Origin of the sequence: Flavobacterium sp. UW10123, assembly GCF_040538975.1 — a bacterium.
GTDB lineage: Bacteria > Bacteroidota > Bacteroidia > Flavobacteriales > Flavobacteriaceae > Flavobacterium.
Genome location: NZ_JBEWQE010000002.1, coordinates 69,093 through 88,742 on the forward strand (window position 1 = coordinate 69,093; position 19,650 = coordinate 88,742).

Annotated in this window: 19 protein-coding genes; 8 read left to right on the forward strand and 11 right to left on the reverse strand. The window is 33.9% G+C overall.

Annotated elements, in window-relative coordinates; genetic code table 11:
* Positions 1-89: 89 nt before the first annotated feature.
* From ABXT06_RS02705 to ABXT06_RS02720, 4 genes are all read right to left on the reverse strand, one after another.
* Positions 90-1,442: a GH1 family beta-glucosidase gene (locus ABXT06_RS02705; protein WP_354589352.1), complete on the reverse strand. Its 1,353-nt coding sequence runs from the start codon at positions 1,440-1,442 to the stop codon at positions 90-92.
* A gap of 284 nt (positions 1,443-1,726) precedes the next feature.
* Complete coding sequence (locus tag ABXT06_RS02710; protein ID WP_354589353.1) at positions 1,727-1,912, reverse strand: hypothetical protein; 186 nt, start codon at positions 1,910-1,912, stop codon at positions 1,727-1,729.
* A 181-nt stretch (positions 1,913-2,093) separates the two neighbouring features.
* Positions 2,094-2,279, reverse strand: a complete 186-nt coding sequence (locus tag ABXT06_RS02715; protein WP_354589354.1) for a hypothetical protein — start codon at positions 2,277-2,279, stop codon at positions 2,094-2,096.
* A gap of 37 nt (positions 2,280-2,316) precedes the next feature.
* Entirely contained in the window at positions 2,317-2,508 is a 192-nt protein-coding gene (locus ABXT06_RS02720; protein WP_354589355.1) for a hypothetical protein, read from the reverse strand.
* Between the two features lie 187 nt (positions 2,509-2,695).
* On the opposite strand from ABXT06_RS02720, the gene ABXT06_RS02725 reads away from it, so the two are divergent.
* Positions 2,696-3,112: a lipocalin family protein gene (locus tag ABXT06_RS02725; protein ID WP_354589356.1), complete on the forward strand. Its 417-nt coding sequence runs from the start codon at positions 2,696-2,698 to the stop codon at positions 3,110-3,112.
* Positions 3,113-3,191: 79 nt separating this feature from the next.
* Here ABXT06_RS02725 and ABXT06_RS02730 read toward each other — a convergent pair whose 3' ends face one another.
* Entirely contained in the window at positions 3,192-7,211 is a 4,020-nt protein-coding gene (locus tag ABXT06_RS02730) for a PAS domain-containing sensor histidine kinase (RefSeq protein WP_354589357.1), read from the reverse strand.
* 12 nt (positions 7,212-7,223) lie between these two features.
* Entirely contained in the window at positions 7,224-7,670 is a 447-nt protein-coding gene (locus ABXT06_RS02735; RefSeq protein ID WP_354589358.1) for a response regulator, read from the reverse strand.
* Between the two features lie 534 nt (positions 7,671-8,204).
* On the opposite strand from ABXT06_RS02735, the gene ABXT06_RS02740 reads away from it, so the two are divergent.
* Positions 8,205-9,650, forward strand: a complete 1,446-nt coding sequence (locus ABXT06_RS02740) for a glycosyltransferase (protein ID WP_354589359.1) — start codon at positions 8,205-8,207, stop codon at positions 9,648-9,650.
* A 254-nt stretch (positions 9,651-9,904) separates the two neighbouring features.
* Here ABXT06_RS02740 and ABXT06_RS02745 read toward each other — a convergent pair whose 3' ends face one another.
* Complete coding sequence (locus ABXT06_RS02745) at positions 9,905-10,618, reverse strand: AAA family ATPase (protein ID WP_354589360.1); 714 nt, start codon at positions 10,616-10,618, stop codon at positions 9,905-9,907.
* A 29-nt stretch (positions 10,619-10,647) separates the two neighbouring features.
* Positions 10,648-11,379, reverse strand: coding sequence for a YggS family pyridoxal phosphate-dependent enzyme (locus tag ABXT06_RS02750; protein WP_354589361.1), 732 nt, complete (start codon positions 11,377-11,379; stop codon positions 10,648-10,650).
* A gap of 157 nt (positions 11,380-11,536) precedes the next feature.
* On the opposite strand from ABXT06_RS02750, the gene ABXT06_RS02755 reads away from it, so the two are divergent.
* Entirely contained in the window at positions 11,537-11,800 is a 264-nt protein-coding gene (locus ABXT06_RS02755) for a DUF2024 family protein (protein ID WP_354589362.1), read from the forward strand.
* A gap of 87 nt (positions 11,801-11,887) precedes the next feature.
* Here ABXT06_RS02755 and pdxR read toward each other — a convergent pair whose 3' ends face one another.
* The gene (pdxR, locus tag ABXT06_RS02760) at positions 11,888-13,297 is read right to left on the reverse strand and encodes a MocR-like pyridoxine biosynthesis transcription factor PdxR (protein WP_354589363.1); all 1,410 of its coding nucleotides are present in this window, start codon (positions 13,295-13,297) and stop codon (positions 11,888-11,890) included.
* 204 nt (positions 13,298-13,501) lie between these two features.
* Between pdxR and ABXT06_RS02765 the strand changes: the two genes are divergently transcribed.
* Positions 13,502-14,092, forward strand: coding sequence for a murein L,D-transpeptidase catalytic domain-containing protein (locus tag ABXT06_RS02765; RefSeq protein ID WP_354589364.1), 591 nt, complete (start codon positions 13,502-13,504; stop codon positions 14,090-14,092).
* Positions 14,093-14,165: 73 nt separating this feature from the next.
* Positions 14,166-14,741, forward strand: coding sequence for a Crp/Fnr family transcriptional regulator (locus ABXT06_RS02770; RefSeq protein WP_354589365.1), 576 nt, complete (start codon positions 14,166-14,168; stop codon positions 14,739-14,741).
* Between the two features lies 1 nt (position 14,742).
* On the opposite strand, the gene ABXT06_RS02775 is transcribed toward ABXT06_RS02770, so the two are convergent.
* Positions 14,743-15,135: a DUF4345 domain-containing protein gene (locus tag ABXT06_RS02775; protein ID WP_354589366.1), complete on the reverse strand. Its 393-nt coding sequence runs from the start codon at positions 15,133-15,135 to the stop codon at positions 14,743-14,745.
* 185 nt (positions 15,136-15,320) lie between these two features.
* Positions 15,321-15,779 carry a DUF1810 domain-containing protein gene (locus ABXT06_RS02780; protein WP_354589367.1) on the reverse strand — a complete coding sequence of 153 codons (459 nt, stop codon included), beginning with the start codon at positions 15,777-15,779 and terminating at the stop codon, positions 15,321-15,323.
* 449 nt (positions 15,780-16,228) lie between these two features.
* Here ABXT06_RS02780 and ABXT06_RS02785 point away from each other — a divergent pair, with 449 nt between their 5' ends.
* The 3 genes from ABXT06_RS02785 (at position 16,229) to ABXT06_RS02795 (ending at position 19,650) form a co-directional block, all read left to right on the forward strand.
* Positions 16,229-16,537 (forward strand): hypothetical protein, encoded by a 309-nt coding sequence (locus ABXT06_RS02785; RefSeq protein ID WP_354589368.1) that lies wholly within the window; start codon positions 16,229-16,231, stop codon positions 16,535-16,537.
* A gap of 102 nt (positions 16,538-16,639) precedes the next feature.
* Complete coding sequence (locus ABXT06_RS02790; RefSeq protein ID WP_354589369.1) at positions 16,640-18,295, forward strand: peptidase domain-containing ABC transporter; 1,656 nt, start codon at positions 16,640-16,642, stop codon at positions 18,293-18,295.
* 2 nt (positions 18,296-18,297) lie between these two features.
* On the forward strand, positions 18,298-19,650 hold the full coding sequence (locus ABXT06_RS02795; protein ID WP_354589370.1) for an HlyD family secretion protein: 1,353 nt from the start codon (positions 18,298-18,300) through the stop codon (positions 19,648-19,650).

Here is a 19,650-nt window from a genome sequence, read left to right on the forward strand (position 1 = left end):
AAGTTCGCAAAGCAATTTATACATAGCTTTGCGAACTTTGTTTTTAACTGAAAGTTATTTTAAAATACTTCGCGTACTTCGCGGTAAAATCAGGATAAGAAATCCTTAAACCATAATCCAGAGTTTTTAATGGTTCTTTTTTGCGTTTCAAAATCAACGTGAATTAATCCGAATCGGGCATTATATCCTTCGGCCCATTCAAAATTATCAGTTAAAGTCCATACAAAATAGCCGTCAACATTTAAACCATCATTTTTAGCTTTTAAAATTTGTTCTAAATTGTCCTGAATAAAATGAGTTCGTTTTATGTCATGAACTTTTCCGTTTTGTACGGTGTCTGGAAAAGCGGCTCCGTTTTCGGTGATGATTATTTTTTTGATTCCGTCATATTCGTTAAACTTTTTAAGAATATGATACATAGCAGGCGGATAAACTTCCCAGCCCATTTCGGTCGAGATTACATTTCTTTTTTCAGCACTTATTAATTCGGCACCAATGTATGGAGTTAAAATAGAATGTTTTACAACCTCTCGCGTATAACACTGCAATCCGATAAAATCAAAATCGAAACTGAGATTGTTTAAATCGTCTTGAAGAAAATAATTATTCAATTTTTTAAGAACCGGAAGATCTTTCTGCGGATAACCTAATCCTAAAATGGGTTCTATAAAAGTTCTGTTTAAAAGTGTATCTACACGTTTTGCAGCTTCAATATCTTTTGGGTTTTCTGTTGCAGGTTCAATATGCGTACAGGAGAATGTGGTTCCAATATGTGCATCGGGAATTCGTTCGCGTATAATTTTTCCGCCTGCAGCAGTTGCCAGCGTAACATGATGCATAGCTTTTAGATAATTGGTAATTCCTTTTTTTCCGGGCGCATGGATGCCTAAAAAATAACCCGCTCCAGTAAATACAGAAGGTTCGTTAATCACCATCCAGTTTTTGACACGATCGCCAAAATACTGTACACAGACTTCGACATATTCTTTAAACCAAGATACAGAATCTCTATTTGTCCAGCCTCCTTTTACTTCTAGTTCGTGCGGTAAATCCCAATGATAGAGCGTTATCCAAGGTTCTATTCCAGAAGCCAGAAGCGAATCTATAATTTTGTTATAATAATCTATTCCTGCTTGATTGATAGGATGAACGCCAGTCGGCATAATTCTAGGCCAGCTGATAGAAAACCTAAAATTCGGAATATTTAGTTCCCTAATTAAATTAATATCATCCTGATAGGAGTTGTAAAAATCACAAGCAGTTATGGCATGATGTCCGTTTTTGATTTTTCCTTTTTGAGAAGTAAAAACATCCCAGATAGAAGAACCTTTACCGTCGGCGTCATGCGCGCCTTCAATTTGGAAAGCGGCGGTAGAAATACCCCACAAGAAGTCGTTACCAAATTGGTTTTTGTTCAAAAATGAGCTTTCAATTTTATTCATTCAATAGTACTTTCCTTTGTTTATAATGGTTTATTAATGCAGGAAAGAAGATTGCATTGCTCTTAAAAAAAGCCATTCTTTGAATGATACCAGGAATTTTAGATTAAAAAGTTTCATAACGATTAGTTTTATATCAAATTAAGAAAACTAATGTGAAATTATTGTAAAGTGATTATTATCAAATGATTAAATAAAATTATGGTGGTGGAAATAAAGAAAATAATAATTAAAAAGAAAAATGGAGTATCCAAAGATTACTCCATTTTTTAGCTTAATGATTAAAATTAATTATCTTCTGGAGGGGGAGGTGGTGGAGGAGTATCCCCAGGACCATCTGCTTGTGCGCCCGTTAGAGTTGTTTCTTTTGCGACTTTTGTTTTTGCCCCTGTCGCTTCCGAATCATCGGCGGTACAGGAATAAGTGGCGAAACTTAATAAGTTAAGCAGGCCAAATAGTAGTTGTTTTTTCATTTTTTATAAAATTAAATAGGTTATGAATATTTTTTCTAAAGTAATAATTATGCAAGCCATAATAAATATACTTCAATGTTGCAATTTAATTTATCGAACATCGTCGTAGAATCGTCAATTTTTTTAATAGGAGCATTCTTTAAATGAGAGTATCCTAAAGGACACTCTCATTTAAATTCAATTACTTTTTTGGTGGTGGTGGAACAACAACAGGATCATCATCTGGACCAGTTGCGATCGCAGCATCTGTTGGTGTTGTATTTTTTTTAATTTCCGATTTGGAGTTGTTAGTTTCTGAATCATCTGCAGAACAGGAGTAAGTTGTAAAACTTAACGCAAAAATGCTAAATAAAAGAAATTTTTTCATTGCTAAAATAGTTTTGGTTAAACAATTGTAATCTGAATTATTTTTTTGGAGGATTAATATTGGTTGGATCATCACCAGGCCCATCTGGTTCGCTTGCTTGTCCTTCAGAAAGCACTCTTTCTTTTTTGGCTTCAGTTTTTACTCCGTTTGTTTCTGTTTCGTCAGCAGTACAAGAAAAAGCTGTAAAGCTAAACAATGCAAAAAGGCTGAATGCGATTAGTTTTTTCATTTTCTATAAAATTAAATAAGTTATTAAAATATCTAAAATACACTTAATTTGTTATTTGTGTAAAAAAAATGTTTCTTAATGCTAAAATGCGATTTATGTAAGATATTCATTAAATCATGAAATTTTTTGTAAGTATATACTTTTAATTTAGCATTATTGAATTAAATTAATAAAAAACAAAGAAATCATGAAAAATAGAAACTTTTTATTCGTATTAGCCTTAAGCGCGGGAATGTTCGTAATCTCTTGTAGTAACGACGATAATGAAGGAGAAACAATTGTTCCAATTCAAGGGAAATATAATCTAAGCAAAACAGGAACAATTGTTAATGGTCAAGAAGTTTTAGTCGATGCTCCGCAAAACCAAAGTGGATGCCCTGGAGATTATTTAGACTTAAGATTAAGTAATGCAGCAGTTATTGGTGATTATAATGGAAGTGAGTGTGCATTAACGGAAACTACTGGTACCTATGTAAGATCTCACAATGATTTAACTCTTACTGTTGGAAATATTAGTTCGACAAGTGATATCATGAATCTTACTAACAAGGAGTTAAAAATTAAAGATAAAACAACCGGTGTAATTACTGTTTACACTAGATAATTTTAATTTGTTTTGAACCGAAATTGAAAACGGAAATAGCTTTAAAGTTATTTCCGTTTTTTTATTGAATTTGAAATTTTTACTTTATAGGAATATAAATATCAAAAGATGCTCCTTTATTTTGAATACCCGAAGCTGTGATGATTCCGTTGTGGTTTTCGATAATTTTTTTCACAATCGCCAATCCAATTCCGGTTCCGTTGTAACGATCCCTACCATGAAGGCGCTGGAAAACTTCGAATATTTTTTTACTATACTGCGCTTCAAAGCCAATTCCGTTGTCTGAAACTTCTATATGGCAATATTTTTTAGCAGGAATCAGTTTTTCATTTTCTAAATCTCTTCCTAATGCAATTTTACTTCTGATTTTAATTACAATTGGAATATCAGGATTCGAGAACTTTAATGAATTACTGATGAGGTTATAAAGTAATTGTTTGAATTGAAACGGAATAATATCAACTTCAACGCTTTGTTCAATTTCAATTACAGCACTTTTCTGATCTAGCTCCTCTTTTAAATCTTCTTTTACTTCATTTATAATCTGGGCAAGATCTGTTTTTATAAAAATACGTTCCTGAATATTTGTTCTCGAATAAGCTAATAAATCATTAATTAAAGTCTGCATTCGCTGTGCGGCGTTCTGCATTCTTTTAAATTTATCTTTTCCGTTTTCTGATAAATGTTCAGCTTCTTTTTCTATAATCTGAGAAGCAAAAGTCTGAATTTTTCTAAGAGGTTCCTGTAAATCATGACTCGAAATATAAGCAAAAGACTGGAGTTCTTTATTCATTTCTTCCAGCTCATTGTTTTTCTGAGCCAGTTCTAATGAATTCATTCTGAGCTTGTCTTCGTCTTTCTTTTTTTCGGTTAAATCGTGTGTTACTTTAGAGAAACCAATAACTTCTTTCTGTTTGTTATGAACGGCCGTGATTACAACACTTGCCCAAAATAGACTTCCGTCTTTGCGCGCACGCCAGCCTTCATGAATCACTTTTCCTTTCTCTCTAGCAATTTGAAGCAGTTTCTGAGGAAGATTGTTTTTCTGGTCTTTTTCGGTATAAAACACAGCAAAATATTTTCCGATAATTTCTTCTGCTTTATAGCCTTTTATTTTTTCGGCACCAGCATTCCAGTTTTCAATAATACCATTGCTATTTAAATATAAAATGGCATATTCCTGAACCTCTTCTACCATCAAATGATAGCGCTCTTCACTTTTTTGGAGCGATTCGTTAATTTGTATTAATTCTCTCGTTCTCGCTGTAACCTGTTGTTCAAGTTCATGTGTAAAGGCTTTTTCGGTATGAATATCCGTAAAAGCGCCGACCCATTTTATTATTTTGTTATCGAGTGCAAAAACGGGTTCGCCAATAACGGTGTGCCATCTGTATGAACCATCTTTTCTGCGCATTCTCACATCACAGCGATACATTTCTCCAGTTGCGAGCGCATGCTGCCAGATTTTGACATTTTCTTCAAAATCATCAGGATGAATCATTTTTTGCCATGAACCTTCTATTCCAGGTTCTATTCCAGTATATTCCAGCCATCTTCCCGAAGTAAAAAGAGCATTTCCGTAAGCATCGGTTTCCCAGATTAATTGCGGAATACTTTCGGTAAGCAGTCGGAATCTTTTCTCGCTTTCTTCGATTTTTTTTCTGGCTCCTACTTTTTCGGTAACATCAATAAGTGTTATTCTAATTCCAGAAATCGAATTGTCACTTTCGCGGAGCGGTGCAAATTCAAAATCAACATAAAATTGATTTCCACCTTTTTCATTATCAATAAAAAGTAAAGATTCAGATTCTGAATATACTTCTCCAGATTCGTAGACTTTCCTTAGTAATGTGGCATATTTTTGATTGCTGAGTTCTGGAAAAATGTCTAATATTTTTTTTCCTTCAACTTCAGTTTCTTCTTTTTTCCAGATATTATTCAGAAGTGCAAAATTGGCCATTTCGATTACAAAATCGGTACCGCGTAAAATAGCTTTCGGAACAGGCGATTGCATAATAAGATTACGAAGTTTCTTTTCGCTGTCTTCAATTTTCTGCTGATATTTTTTTTCTTCTGTGATATCTCTAATTGTTCCAATGAGTTTTTCCGGCTCATGATTTTCATCATAAAAAACTTTTCCTTTTCCTTCAATCCAATGTATAGATTGGTCTTTCCAAATTACACGGACTTCATAATTTAAAAATCCTGTATTTAAAGCTTCCTTAAAACCTTTATTTCTAATATGCAAATCATCGGGATGAAGATGAGCCAATAATTCTTCGTGAGTTAATACTATTTCTTCGGTATACCCGCCAAGAATTTCAAGATATCTTTGAGAATAAGTTGGAATTCTAGTTTTTACATTCAATTCCCATGTACCCAATTCGCTAGCTTCAACAACAATTTTAAGGCGGTCTTCGTTGAGCTCGATTTTTTTTCTGGCCTCAACTTTTTCGCTTACTTCTGTAACGGTTACTAAAATTCCAGAAATGTTTCCGTTTTCTTCTTTTAATGGATGGTAAAGAAAGTCAAAATAAGAAGTTTCTATTTTCCCATATCGGTTTAACGGAACAGGAACTTCGATTCCATGAAACGGAATTCCGGTATTTAAAACATTGTCTAATAAAGCGCTAACGGTTTCTTTAACTTCTGGAAGCGAATCATATAAAGGTCTGCCTACAAAAGTTTGTTCTTCTCGATCTACCAACTTAAGATAAGCCTCGTTTGCCATTTCAACCACATATTCTGGCCCACGAAGAATCGTGATGCCAACAGGAGCCTGCCTTACAGTATTCCGGAACCTTTTGTCGCTTTCTTCAATTCTCTGCTTGGCCAAGGATAAATCGGTAATATCTACTGCTGTATTCATTACACCGTAAATTTTTCCATTTAAGTCATACAAAGGAGTAAAGCTGTAATTGAAGTAAGATGTTTTTAAGACATTGTCTACTACAAGATCAATTCGCGTATTTTTAGAATGAAAAGATTTTCCAGTTTCATAAACGGTTTCGACTTGTTTAAAAATAGGCTCATCTTTTAATTCCGGAAGAATTTCGGTGTATGTTTTTCCAATCACGTCGGGACCTTTTCCCCAAACTTTAATTATGGAATCGTTTGCCAATTCAATGCGCATTTCTTTCCCGACATAAACGGCAATAGGAAAAGGCGCATTTTCAACCAGCTGTCTTATTTTTTGTTCGCTTTCTTCTACTTTTGTACGAGCCAAAACTTGGGCTGTAACTTCTGTTGCAATGGCGGCAACGCCAGAAATTGTGCCGTCGGTTTCTCTTAAGGCCTCGTAAACAAAATTAATATAGGTATTTTCGGTTTGTCCATTTCGATTTAATTGAACAAATAATTCGTCTGTGGTAATTTTTTTTCCGTCTGTAAAAACGTTGTGAAGAATTTCATCAAAGCCTTGTTTTTTTAATCCTGGCAAAGCTTCAAAAATAGGCTTATTAATTACGTTTGCGGCTTTTGTTTCCCAAAGCTGCAGCATTTGTTCGTTGGCAATTTCAACAACATGATTTTCACCTCTAAAAATACACATTGCTACAGGAGCCTGCATAATATTATTGACAAACCGTGCATTACTTTCCTGCAAAGCATCTGCAACAATTTTCTTTTCGGTAGTTTCGATAACGGTAACCAAAATTCCGCCAATAGAACCATCTTCTATTTTTATCGGACTATACGAAAAGTCAAAAAAGCAATCTTCTGTATATCCATTTCGATGAAGCGAAACTTTAAAATCAGGAAAACTTACTGCTTTTCCCTTCATAACATCGGCGAACATTGGTCCTATGGTATCCCAGATTTCGGCAAATGTATCTTTAGAACTTCCTCCTAAAGCTTCTGGATGCTTAGATGCGCCCAAAATAGGACGAAAGGCATCATTGTATATTTGAGTATAGTTTTTTCCCCATGCAATGTACATTCCAAACGGATTTCCGAGTAGCATTGCGGTCATTGTCTTTAAACTTTGTGGCCATTTTTCTGGATCACCCAATGGTGTTTGGCTCCAATCTGCAGAACGAATTAATTCTCCCATTTCTCCTCCTTCGGAAAGAAAATAATGTTCCTTTTTTTTGCGGTTCATTTCCAAAGAAGATTAAGGTTGCAGTATGAAATTGGCTCTTTCGGGCTGTTTAAATTTGTTTTCTGATGCAGTTGTCAGTGCTTTTTGGATTACACTTTTGAGCTTAGAAAATTCACCGGGTTTTCGAATATAATAAGAAGCTCCCTTTTGATAAAGTTTATTTACTATTTCGCTATCCAGCGAAGTAGAGAAAATAATTATAGGTAGGTTTTTTAGTTTTTCGTCATCTTTTATTTCATCCAAACATTCGATACCATTTTTTCGGGGCATATTTAAATCCAAAAAAAGAACTTCTGGAAGATTAGAAATATTGCTTTTTAAATAATCCATTAATTGTACGCCATCATGAACCGTTAAAAGATCGGTGCTGAGAACTATTTCGTCGAGAGCTTCTTTAAAGAAAAGGCAGTCGTCTTCGTCGTCATCAGCCAGTAAAAGATGGTAATGCTCTTTACTCATTTTATAGTCTCCTTAAAATTTAGGTTAAGTTTGTTTCGATAAATTTAACTTTTTTAAGTAAGATTTCCTGATTTTTTGGGAAGAATGTTTCTTTAGAAACGTAAAAAAAGTGTTTTCAATCTATTTTCTTTCTTTTGAACAATTTTATTTTAATAATGTCGTTTTATTAATTCTTCTCGTTTTTTTATTAGAAAATTTGTTTTTTGAGATTTATATATTTTTAAAATTAAGAGATGCAAAAGCGCTCGAAACCCTTTCTAAATCTCACTTTTTTTAATTCCAAATTCTATAATTTTAGTGTATACAGTATCCAAAAAGTGTGAAATATTTATACACTCTTTTTTGTGCCTGTTTTTCTAAATTGCTCTATACCAGTTCGAAATCGTGTTGGCACGCCACTTGCAAAATGTGTTAATGTCAAAATCTTTGATGTGTTTGTTTTTTTATTGTTTCTCAAATAAGAGTCGCAAATAATTAGAAAAGAAAAGATTTTACTAAAAGCCACATTAAGCAAATTAAAAAAGGAGTATAAGCATGGAAAGCGAAACAATTATCTCAGAACAATTTTACGCGAACAGCAGTTCGGCGATCAGCGAAAAAACAATAAACGGTTCTTTTTTCAGAACTAAACAAAAATCACAAAAAGTACATGTAGAAAGACCAACTAGTCCGTTTGGTTTAGCAGTTCTTATCGGAACTTTTTTATTACTATTAGCAGGAGTTGGAGTGGTATTTCTATTGCAGGATGATTTTGAGAAATTTCATTTTGAAAGAATTGCTTCGACTTGGGGGTTGCCATTTTTAATTATAACTACCATTTTGTTCTTTTATCAGGCGGGTGTTTTCCTGTATAGCTCTTATCTGTATTTAAGATATAAAGCAATTCCATCTGTATCAGACGATTTATTGCCAACTTGTACAATTATCGTTCCTGCTTATAATGAAGGAAAATTGGTTTGGGACACTTTATTGAGTCTTGCAGAAAGCGATTATCCAGCAGAAAAATTACAGCTTTTAGCAATTGACGATGGAAGTAAAGATGATACTTGGTATTGGATGCAGGAAGCAAAAGCAAAGTTAGGAGATCGTGTAACGATTTTTCAGCAGCCAAAAAATCAAGGAAAGCGTCAGGCATTATACAGAGGATTTAAATTAGGAACGGGAGAAATTTTTGTAACAGTAGATAGTGATTCTATTGTGAAAAAAGATACTTTAAGAAACTTAGTAAGTCCGTTTGTAGTAAACAAAAAATGTGGTGCAGTTGCAGGAAACGTTCAGGTTTTGAACAATAAAAAAGCGATTTTACCAAAAATGCTGAATGTAAGTTTTGTAATGAGTTTCGAATTTCAGCGTTCTGCAGAAAGCGAATTGGGTTCTGTGTTATGCACGCCAGGAGCTTTGGCAGCCTACAGAAGAGATGCTGTATTTAACTGTCTTCCAGAATGGATCAACCAGACTTTTATGGGAGAACCATCGGATATTGGAGAAGATCGCGCCTTGACCAATATGATTTTGAAACAAGGTTTTGAAGTAAAATTTCAAAGAAATGCAGTAGTATTGACAAATGTTCCTGAAGAATACAAAGGATTGTATAAAATGTTCATCAGATGGGCGAGAAGTAACGTTCGTGAAAACCTTATGATGGCTCAATATGTTTTTACAAATTTTAGAAAAGAATCAAAATTTGGAGCAAGAATGCTATTCTTAAACCAGTTCTTTAAAATTGCAATGACATATCCGTTTATATTATTTATGTTTTACTTTATTGCGGTTCATCCCGTATTGTTTTTAAGTTCAACATTAATGGCAATTTTAATTTTTTCAACTTTTTCTATGGCATTTTATGCAAAAAGATATACGCTTTCAGAATCATTCTGGGCTTATTCTTACAGTGTTTTTTACACTTTCAGTTTATTCTGGATCGCACCTTATGCTATCGCAACTGCCAACAAAAAAGGTTGGTTAACAAGAGGCTTATAAACAAGTACACTATTCATTCTATATATAAAACTCCACCCAAGAGAAATTACCCGTTGCGAGCATTTGCAGCGGGTTTTTTGATTTAAAAAAAGGTAACCAGTGAAACCACGTTCCGCTAGGAACGTGTCGTTGGTAAAAAATGCATGACAATCAAACGTTCCTACGGAACGTAAAACAATGATGTCAATCTAAATTTCTACCGATGAAATGTTCCTATGGAACATACAAATGAAACGTGAAGTTGAGTCGAAATTTTATGTGTTTTTATTTGAATCCAAAGCAGCAATAATCTGCTTTTTCATAGTAGTATTAATATAATCTAATGCCTCAGCATACGAAATGGCATAACGTCTTTCGATATTTTGGAAATGTTCTGGGAAACTGTTTAAAATTTTATCATAATAAATATTTAGCTGTTTTTCTGAAGGCATTTCATATTTCAAACGAAGCTGAAATCTTCTCAATAAAGCACTGTCAATTATTTCGTAATGATTGGTTGCACAAATCAATAAACTATCAGCAGGGAAATAATCAAAAAGCTGAATAATGGTGTTTACCAAACGTCTCATTTCGCCTACGTCTTTATCGTCGCTGTCTCGGCTTTTTCCTATTTGGTCAAATTCATCCAAAAATAAAACCGCTCTTTCTCTAATTGCTTTATCAAAAATGGCTTTTAAATTCTTAGAAGTTTCACCAATTCTAGAATCTACAACAGTGCTGAGGTTTACAATAATAATGTTTTTGCCTAACGTATTTGCAATAGCTTTTGCCGTTGTTGTTTTACCGCAGCCAGAACTTCCGTGCAATAAAATTTTATTGTCAACTTTAAGATTATACTTTTTTAATTCCTCGATATATTGATGTTCTTTGATAATCTGAAGTAAAGCGGCTTTATTCTCATCACTAAAAAATAAATCGTCTAAAGCAATTTTTTCAGTATCAATTACGGTAAGATCATTCAGGTTCATCTGCTCATTATTTGCTGCAAAATTAAGTTTTATTCTGTAATGTTTTCGTTCCAGATTTCTTTTCCTAAAAAACGGTTTCCGAATATTGAAGTACCAACTCGCACCATATTAGAACCTTCGGCAATGGCAAGTTCCAAATCCTGCGACATTCCCATAGAAAGTTTTAAATCGGTTAAACCTTCAATTCCTTCCGAATAAATTTCATCGCGAATAGTTCTTAAAAGCCTGAGAGACGGAATCATTTTTTCTTTTTCAACATCTAAAAGTCCGATAGTCATTAAGCCTTTAATATTCAAAGTATCATAAGTTTTTGTTTTTTTAATGAAAGACAAAACATCTTCTGGAGCTAAACCGAATTTGCTTTCCTCGTATGAAGTATTGACTTGAACAAAAACATCTAATTTTCTGTTTTGATTTTGAAGCTGTTTGTGCAATTCATCCGCCAAATTTATCCGATCCAAAGATTGAATGCAAGTCACATATTTCAAGACATCTTTTACTTTGTTGGTTTGAAGATGTCCGATAAAATGGCGTTCAACAGGGAGAATTTTCAAAACATCATTTTTATCTCGCAACTCCTGCATTTTGTTTTCGCCCATTAAAGTTTCGCCAGCTTCAATTGCAATTCGTATTTTTTCTGCAGGAACCGTTTTGGTTGCCAATAAAAGCTGAACATCAGCAGGATTTCTACTAGCCATTTTGCAGGCATTCTCGATACGCTGATGCACATTAATCAAATTAAAAATAATATCTTTTTTCATACTGTAAAATTATGTTCAAATAGCAAAATCTTGCTGGACCAGTATATTTTAAAAAATGAAAAAACTGGATGATTTGACACCACGAAAACCAATATAAATTTGCATAGAAAAAAAACTTAGAACCTTAGTAACTTAGAATCTTAGCACCTTAAAAAAAATGAAAATAGCAGTTTGGGATACTTATGTAACTCGCAAAGACGGAAAAATTATGCACTTTGATATTTTGGTTGATGAAAATATTAACGATGCAGAACAAGTATATGAATATGGTAAAATATACTTGAAAAGTGTAGCGCAGGAAGGACAGGCTTTATCTTCTAAAGAATGTCGTTTTTGCCATATTGATAAAGCGCCGGTTGAGATTGAAAATCAGATTCGGGCAAATGGGTTTTCTATTATAGAAATGGAAAACTGTAATTAATTTTTTTGAAAGATTGATAACTAGAAAGGCTTCGACTCCGCTCAGCCAGACAATCTCCATGTCACCTTGAGCGGACTCGAAGGGCTTTTATAACAGTTTCGAAAGCGCTTTAATTCCTTCTTCCATTTGTTTTTCTGAAAGAGAAGCATAACCCAAACGAAAACCTTTAATAGTTTCATCAAAACTAAATCGGTTCGGGCTCATAATCTGAATCCCTTGAGATTTCAGCTTTTCGAAAATTTCAAGAACATCAATTTCTTTTTTGGGCACAATCCAAAAAGCAAGTCCGCCTTCGGGTTTTGTGAAAGTGATTTTATCTTGGAGATATTGATTTAGCAAGCTCTCAAAATAATCTCTTTTGCTTTTGTAAACCAAATTAGTTTTTTTGAGATGACGCTTTATCTTGCCTTCGTTGATGAGGTTCAAAATCGCTTCTTCCATAATATTATCGCCCTGAACATCAATTATCTTTCTATGATTTCCGATCTTCTGAATATTTTCATGGGAGCTGGCTAAATATCCAATACGTAGAGCAGGTGCAACAATTTTGCTAAAAGTACCGATATAAATGTAATTTTTCAGAGCCGAATAACTGGAAATTGGAAGAATTGGGCGCTGTCCAAAATGAAATTCATTATCATAGTCGTCTTCGATAATCGTAAAATTATATTGATTAGAAAGTTCAATTAGTTTTAATCTCTTTTTTAAAGACAATGTTACTGTGGTTGGAAACTGATGATGAGGTGTAACATAAATGGCTTTTATATTTTTATGTTGCAGATATTTTTCGACCTGATCAATATCCAATCCGTCTGAATCTACATTTACAGGAAGTAAAGTTGCACCTGCATTTTCAAAAGTTTCCCACGCAGGTTTATAGCCGGGATTTTCGACCAAAACAAAATCTCCAGGTTTTAGAACACAATGCGAAGCAAGATACATAGCCATCTGACTTCCACGTGTAATACAGATTTGATCGTGCGAAATACTCATGCCGCGTTTAAAATTCAGCATTTGTGCAATCGATTTTCTAAACTCTAAATTTCCCAATTCGCTGGTGTAGCCCATAATCTGCCAGCGCGATTTTCGGTTGAACAACTCACGATATGCTCTTGCCAGATCATTCATTGGAGCCAGTCGGCTATCAGGTAGTCCGTCATCAAAAACCAGAAAACTTTTAGGTTCTTCAATTATAATTTCGGAAGCTATTTTATTTTCTAATGAATAATGGATTGACGGAAGTGAATCTGTTACAAATGTTCCTTTCCGATCGATTGTTACAAGCCAGCCTTCGGCAATCAAAACATCCAAAGCTTCTACAACCGTATTTCGGTTTACTTTCAGCAGTTCTGCAAGCTGTCTGCTTCCTGGCAATGCATTGCCATTAACCAATTTTCCAGTTTTTATGGCATCAATTACAGCATCGGCAATTTGCAGATAAATGGCTTTATCTGATTTTTTATCAAGCTGAATTTGCAATGGCCAAGGACGAAGCATCTGGACTGTTTGTTTTTGATAAATCCCGTTTTTTTAATAGTCCAAAGTTAATTTTTTTTGATGAAAAATCAGCATTGTTTGTGCTGAAAAAAAATCTTATTTTATTGTTTTTTAGACTTTTAGGAAGCATTTTTTTTAAACACTCATTTTAATTTTGTGTTGTCAATTAATTGATTTTTAATGTTTTAAAAAATGAAATGCAAAATGAAAATAGTAAACATGATTTTCCTAATAGCCAATTGTGTTTTAGGAAACCCAAAGCCCAATGATAAAAAAATAACCGATTCAGATGAAGTGCGTTTCAATCAACAAATTGAAACTGTAAAAGAAATGATAGCCTCAGGCGCTTATAACTCTAAAATTGCATTTTTTATTGATATGAGAATTAAATCGGGTAAAAACAGATTCTTTGTTTATGATCTGGAAAAGAATGTAGTAGTTGATGAAGGTTTAGTCGCAAACGGAGCAGGTTCTGAAACCGGTATAAAAGGAGAGTTGAAATTTAGCAATGAACCTAATTCGAAATGTACTTCGCTCGGACGTTATGCAATAGGTAAATCTTATAGAGGAATCTTTGGTAAAGCTTATGTCTTAAAGGGGCTAGATCAAACCAATAATAATGCAACCAAGCGAATGATTGTACTGCACTCATATTCTGCAGTTCCAGAAAATGAACAAGATCATTATATTGCTCTTAGTCACGGTTGTCCAATGGTTAGTGAAGTATTTTTTAAAAGACTCGAAAAGATAATTGATAGTTCGAAGTCGAATATTATCCTGAACATTTATTATTAATCGGAAAGAATGTTTTTCTATTTTTATATAAAAGAAAAGATGTAAAAATCGTCTATTATAAAAGAGAGAAATCATGAACGATCTGCTTCGAAAATTTCTAGAACAATTCAATAGGTTTGGGCCTTCAGATATTGATTTAATTATAGAAAACACAACAATCGAATTTTTTAGAAAAGGCGATTTTGTAGTTGCAGAAGGACAAATGAGCGATAAATGTTATCTGGTTTTAAAAGGCTGTTTGAGACAATTTAGAATGGTCGATGATGTCGAAAAAACTTCTGGCTTTTTTATCGAAGAAATGCCATTGGTAATTTATTCGAGTTACTTAAACGGAAAACCTTCTGAATTTAATATCCAATGTCTTGAAGATACCATTTTAGTTAGCGGGACTCGGGAGAAAGAATTAGAAATGCAGTTAAAAAGTCCGATTTTGGAGCATATAACTTCGTTAATAATGGTCTCAGATTATCGAAAGGCAGAAGGTTATATTGCTTTGTTAAATAATTACAATCCAGAAGAACGTTATCTGAAATTTATGAAATCGAATCCTAATTTTTTAAACCGAATACCGCTGGTTCATATTGCCAGTTATTTGAGCATTACACCCGAATCATTAAGCAGGATTAGGAAAAGGATAGTTCAGAAATAGCTTATTCTTTATGTTTCAAATAAAATCCTGTACATATAATTCCGATTACAATTTCGGATATCGCTGCATTTAGAATTGTTGGACTAGGAATTCCGTCTGCAATTATGGAGTATAAGCGTGAAAGGCCGTAAGCGAAATAGACTAAAATTGCCGTTTGCAGAGAAATTTTTGTAAATGAAGGCTTGAACGCGCCTAATACGATTACAGTTCCAAAAACAATTAGGGTTCCTCCCGAAGAACGGATTTCGCTTAATAAACTAAAGTCATTTTTGTTAAGATAAATACCTGCCGAAGCTTCAAAAACGATTGGGAAAAATAAAAGCGCAATACCAATTGAAAAGCCAATAAGACCTACAATAAAAAGCAAAATTTTAAGATAGATTGATGATTTCATAAACAGTAATTTGAGTTTTAGATTAATAATTCTCAAATGTAATGGCTATGAAAAAGTTATAACCTTGACTTAAGGTAAGAAATCACAACAGAGCCTTTTGTTTTCTAAATTAAATTGAATATAATTTTAAATAAAAAAGAGATTATCTCACTTTGGAAATATCTCTTTTTAGAGTCCTAAGAATATTAAGAAAGTATTGTGTCTGGCAGAACACTAGTTTTTTGAGTAAAATTTAAAGTTAATTGATCCAAATGTCCAAAGAAAAAGGTATCCAGAATCTCCTGAAAAATAGGATGCGCGTTTTCTACCTGAACAAATAAGCTCATTGACGAATGCAATTTTCGAGCATCGAGTTCGCCCAAAATACCTTCAGCAGATTTCTTTTTAAAAGTTAAAAGAAGTTTGGAGATTTCAATTAAATGCTTAGACAAAATCGGATGATTTAGAAATTCGGTTGCTTCCTTTAAATCGGCAACAGCATAATAATCAGAAATGGCACTTTTTCCTAAACCTTTAATCTGCGGAAAAATAAACCACATCCAATTGGTCTCTTTCTTTCCTTTTTTAATTTCAGATAAAGCAGTCAGATAAAGTTTATTCTGAGCATCTAAAAATCGGGTCAAATCATCTTTTGCGTAGATCATCTCTAGATTAGGTATTAAAGGGTTTCTAAATCGGGTTTCTGTAATTGGTAACACTGTATTATATCTTTATTAAACTTCGTCAAATTTTCGATACCCAAAAGTATTATGCCTATTTCTGAACGAGTTATAGAATTGCGGTTAGTAGTTACATAATTCCGATAGCTGTGTAAGAATGCCTTGTTAATATAATTTTAAAGTTTTGAATGGTTCTAAATTCTAATGTTATTTTAATGTTCTGCAAAAAAAATGGCTCTAACTTGCGCGCTCATAAAAATTACAGTAAACGCCTTAAATCACTGAGATTTTGATTCAAAAACGATGTGACTTAATTAAACTTTCAGCCTTTTAGAATTATGTTGAACAAAATTAAAAATAGCTTTTTATGTAAATGCCTTCAGGCATTACTAGTCGGCTATTTTCTAATTAGCAGTTTAAACATTTCTAACAGTGTGGGTCGAATCTTAAGCGATAACGCTGAAACTTATACAGTAAAAGGCATTACTTGCAACTTCTTGAAAAAAATCTTAAAATGTGACGGAATTCCAGAAGAACTGGATGACTACAAAACAAAAGATACAAAAACAGCCAAATTAGCTAAAGGAATTCCTTTGATGGAATATTTGGTTTCATCAGAATCACTGATGCCTAATTTTTATTTTTTAATAGAATCTGAAGGAAAAAAATATATTGACAATACGATCTTCTCGTTTGGTTTTCATGGTAAAATAGATATACCGCCTCCTCGGCTGAATTCATAAATACTTGTTTTTTAAGGATTATGATCAAAATCTTATTCCAATAATGCGGTTTTTGCCGTATATTTATTCTATGTAATAATCTTGTATTTATACTTTAAATTCATGACACCATTCAAACGATTTTACAACTTATTGCAGCTAGATAAGCGCGATGTATATCAAATTATCTTCTATGCTGCGTTTGCAGGGTTAGTAAATCTCTCTCTGCCTTTGGGAATCCAAGCAATTATTAATTTTATTCAAAGCGGACAGTTGAGCGTCTCGTGGATCGTTCTAGTAATTCTGGTTACGGTCGGAGTAGGCTTTGGCGGAGTTCTTACGATTTTGCAGCTGCGTATTGTAGAAAACCTACAGCAGCGAATTTTTGTTCGTTCTTCTTTTGAATTTGCTTATAGGATGCCCTTAATTAAATTTAAAGAAATGTACTCGGAGTATGCTCCAGAAAAAGCTAATCGCTTTTTTGATACTTTGATGGTACAGAAAGGAACTGCAAAACTATTGCTTGATTTCTGTACAGCGTTCCTTCAGGTTGGTCTGGGTATCATTTTATTAGTGCTTTACCATTCTTTCTTTATGGTAATCGGACTCCTTTTTATTGTCATACTATATGTCATTTTTAAATTTTCGTACAAAGACGGTTTAGAAACCAGTTTGAACGAATCGAAATTTAAATATAAAGTTGCAGCTTGGCTTCAGGAAATTGCGAGAAATAGAGAAAGCTTTCGCAGAAAAGGTGCTTTTGAATATGCCTTGGAAAGAAATGATGGTTACGTAACCAACTATGTTAATTACCGTGAAAAGCACTTTCAGGTAATGAAGAAACAATACATTCAGCTTACTATTTTTAAAGTAATTGTTACTGCTGCCTTATTATCGATCGGTGGTTTTCTGGTAATTCACCACCAAATGAACATAGGGCAGTTCGTAGCAGCTGAGATTGTAATTGTATTATTGATCAATTCGGTAGAAAAAATCATCTTCGGATTGGAATCTTTCTACGATGTATTGACTTCTGTCGAAAAAATTGGTCAGGTGACTGATATGGAAACTTCATGCATTCCTGAGACTTCAGACAAAACAGAAAAAGGAATCAATATTGAGACAGAAAGCGTTAGCTACCATTATCCACAACATAACAAGAAATCGCTTAAAAATATCAATTTGAAAATTTCTCAGGGAGAGAAAATCATTCTTACAGGAACAAATGGAGCAGGAAAAAGTACCTTGCTGCGACTTCTTTCAGGCGTGTTAGAACCAGAAAGTGGTGCAATGTATGTGACTGATAATTATATGAATCGTCTTAACGAAGACACTTATAGGGCACAATCGGGAACACTTTTGCAAGGCGATACACTTTTTGCGGGAACCATACGTGAGAATATTGTTTTTGGAAATGAAAAACTAAATAGTGATGATTTAAAATGGGCTTTAGATAATGTTGGACTGACACCGTACATCAAAACTTTCGAGAACGGACTGGAGAATCAAATCCATCCTGGTGGTCGTGAACTTTCTGCTTCTGATGTTCAAAAGATTCTTTTGGCAAGAAGTATTGTGGGTAAACCAAATATCTTATTCTTAGAAGATCCAGTCGATAAAATGGACGAAATTACTTCGAGTAAAATTGTTGATTTTTTACTTTCTGATGAAAATGACTGGACGGTTATTGTAACTTCTAAAAATGATGTTTGGAAAAGCAAATGCAGTCGTATGATTACGATTGATGACGGAAAAATTATTAACGACATAAAGCTTTAATCATGCTCAACCTATCTAAAGATAACAACGTACTTATAACGCCGGGCCAGTACAAATCGATTACAAGCGTTGCCCGAAGACCTCATTACGAAATTTTAAACAAAGTCATAATCGGATTTTTGATTTTTTGTGTTGCTTGTCTTTTTCTGCCTTGGACACAGAATATTTCGGGAACAGGTTCTGTTACGACTTTAAAACCTGATCAAAGACCGCAAACGGTTCATAATGCCATTGCTGGTAGAATCGAAAAATGGTTTGTAAAAGAAGGGGATTATGTGAAAAAAGGAGATACCATACTTTATATTTCGGAGATTAAAGAAGATTATCTAGATCCGAATTTGGTCGACAATACCAAACAGCAGGTAGATGCCAAAAAAATGGCTGTAGAATCTTATGGCGATAAAGTAAATTCTCTTGATGTTCAGGCTCAGTCTTTAAACACAGAAAGACAATTGAAACTGCAGCAGGCTCAAAACAAAATTCGTCAGTCACAGCTTAAAATAAAAAGCGACAGTATGGATTTGGTTGCGGTAAAAACACAGCTTCGAATTGCAAAAACACAATTTGATCGTTCGACTGCTTTGAACAAAGAAGGTTTAAAACCAATGACAGATGTCGAACAGAAAAGATTAAAACTGCAAGAAGCCGAAGCGTATGTGATTACACAGGAAAATAAACTGTTGAGCAGTAAAAACGAATTGATAAATGCAAAAGTAGAAATCAGTAGAATCACTGCTGAATATGCTGAAAAAATCTCAAAATCGAGAAGCGATAAGTTTACTGCTTTAAGCACGCAATACGACACAGAAGCTCAGGTTAACAAACTAGAAAATCAATATACCAATTACAGGCTTAGAAATGGTTTGTATTATATTACAGCGCCACAGAGCGGTTATGTAAACCGTGCTTTATTGGCTGGTCTTGGAGAAACAATTAAAGAGGGAACTCCTGTTGTAAGTATCATGCCGTCTAAATATGATATTGCGGTAGAAACGTATGTAGATCCAATCGATTTGCCGCTTGTGCATAAAGGTGCAAAAGTGCGTGTTTGGTTTGACGGTTGGCCGAGAATTGTATTCTCAGGATGGCCAGGATTGTCTTACGGAACCTACGGCGGAAAAGTTGTAGCGATTGAAAACTTCATTAGCCCGAACGGGAAATACAGAATTTTAGTTTCGCCGGATGGAGAAGATCGCCATTGGCCAAAAGAACTGAGTATTGGTGCTGGAGCACAAAGTATTGCGTTGTTAGAAACCGTTTCGGTTTGGTATGAGATTTGGCGAAACTTAAATGGTTTCCCGCCAAACTATTATAATTCAGGAGAAAAAGAAGAAAAAGGAAAGGAGAAAAAGTAA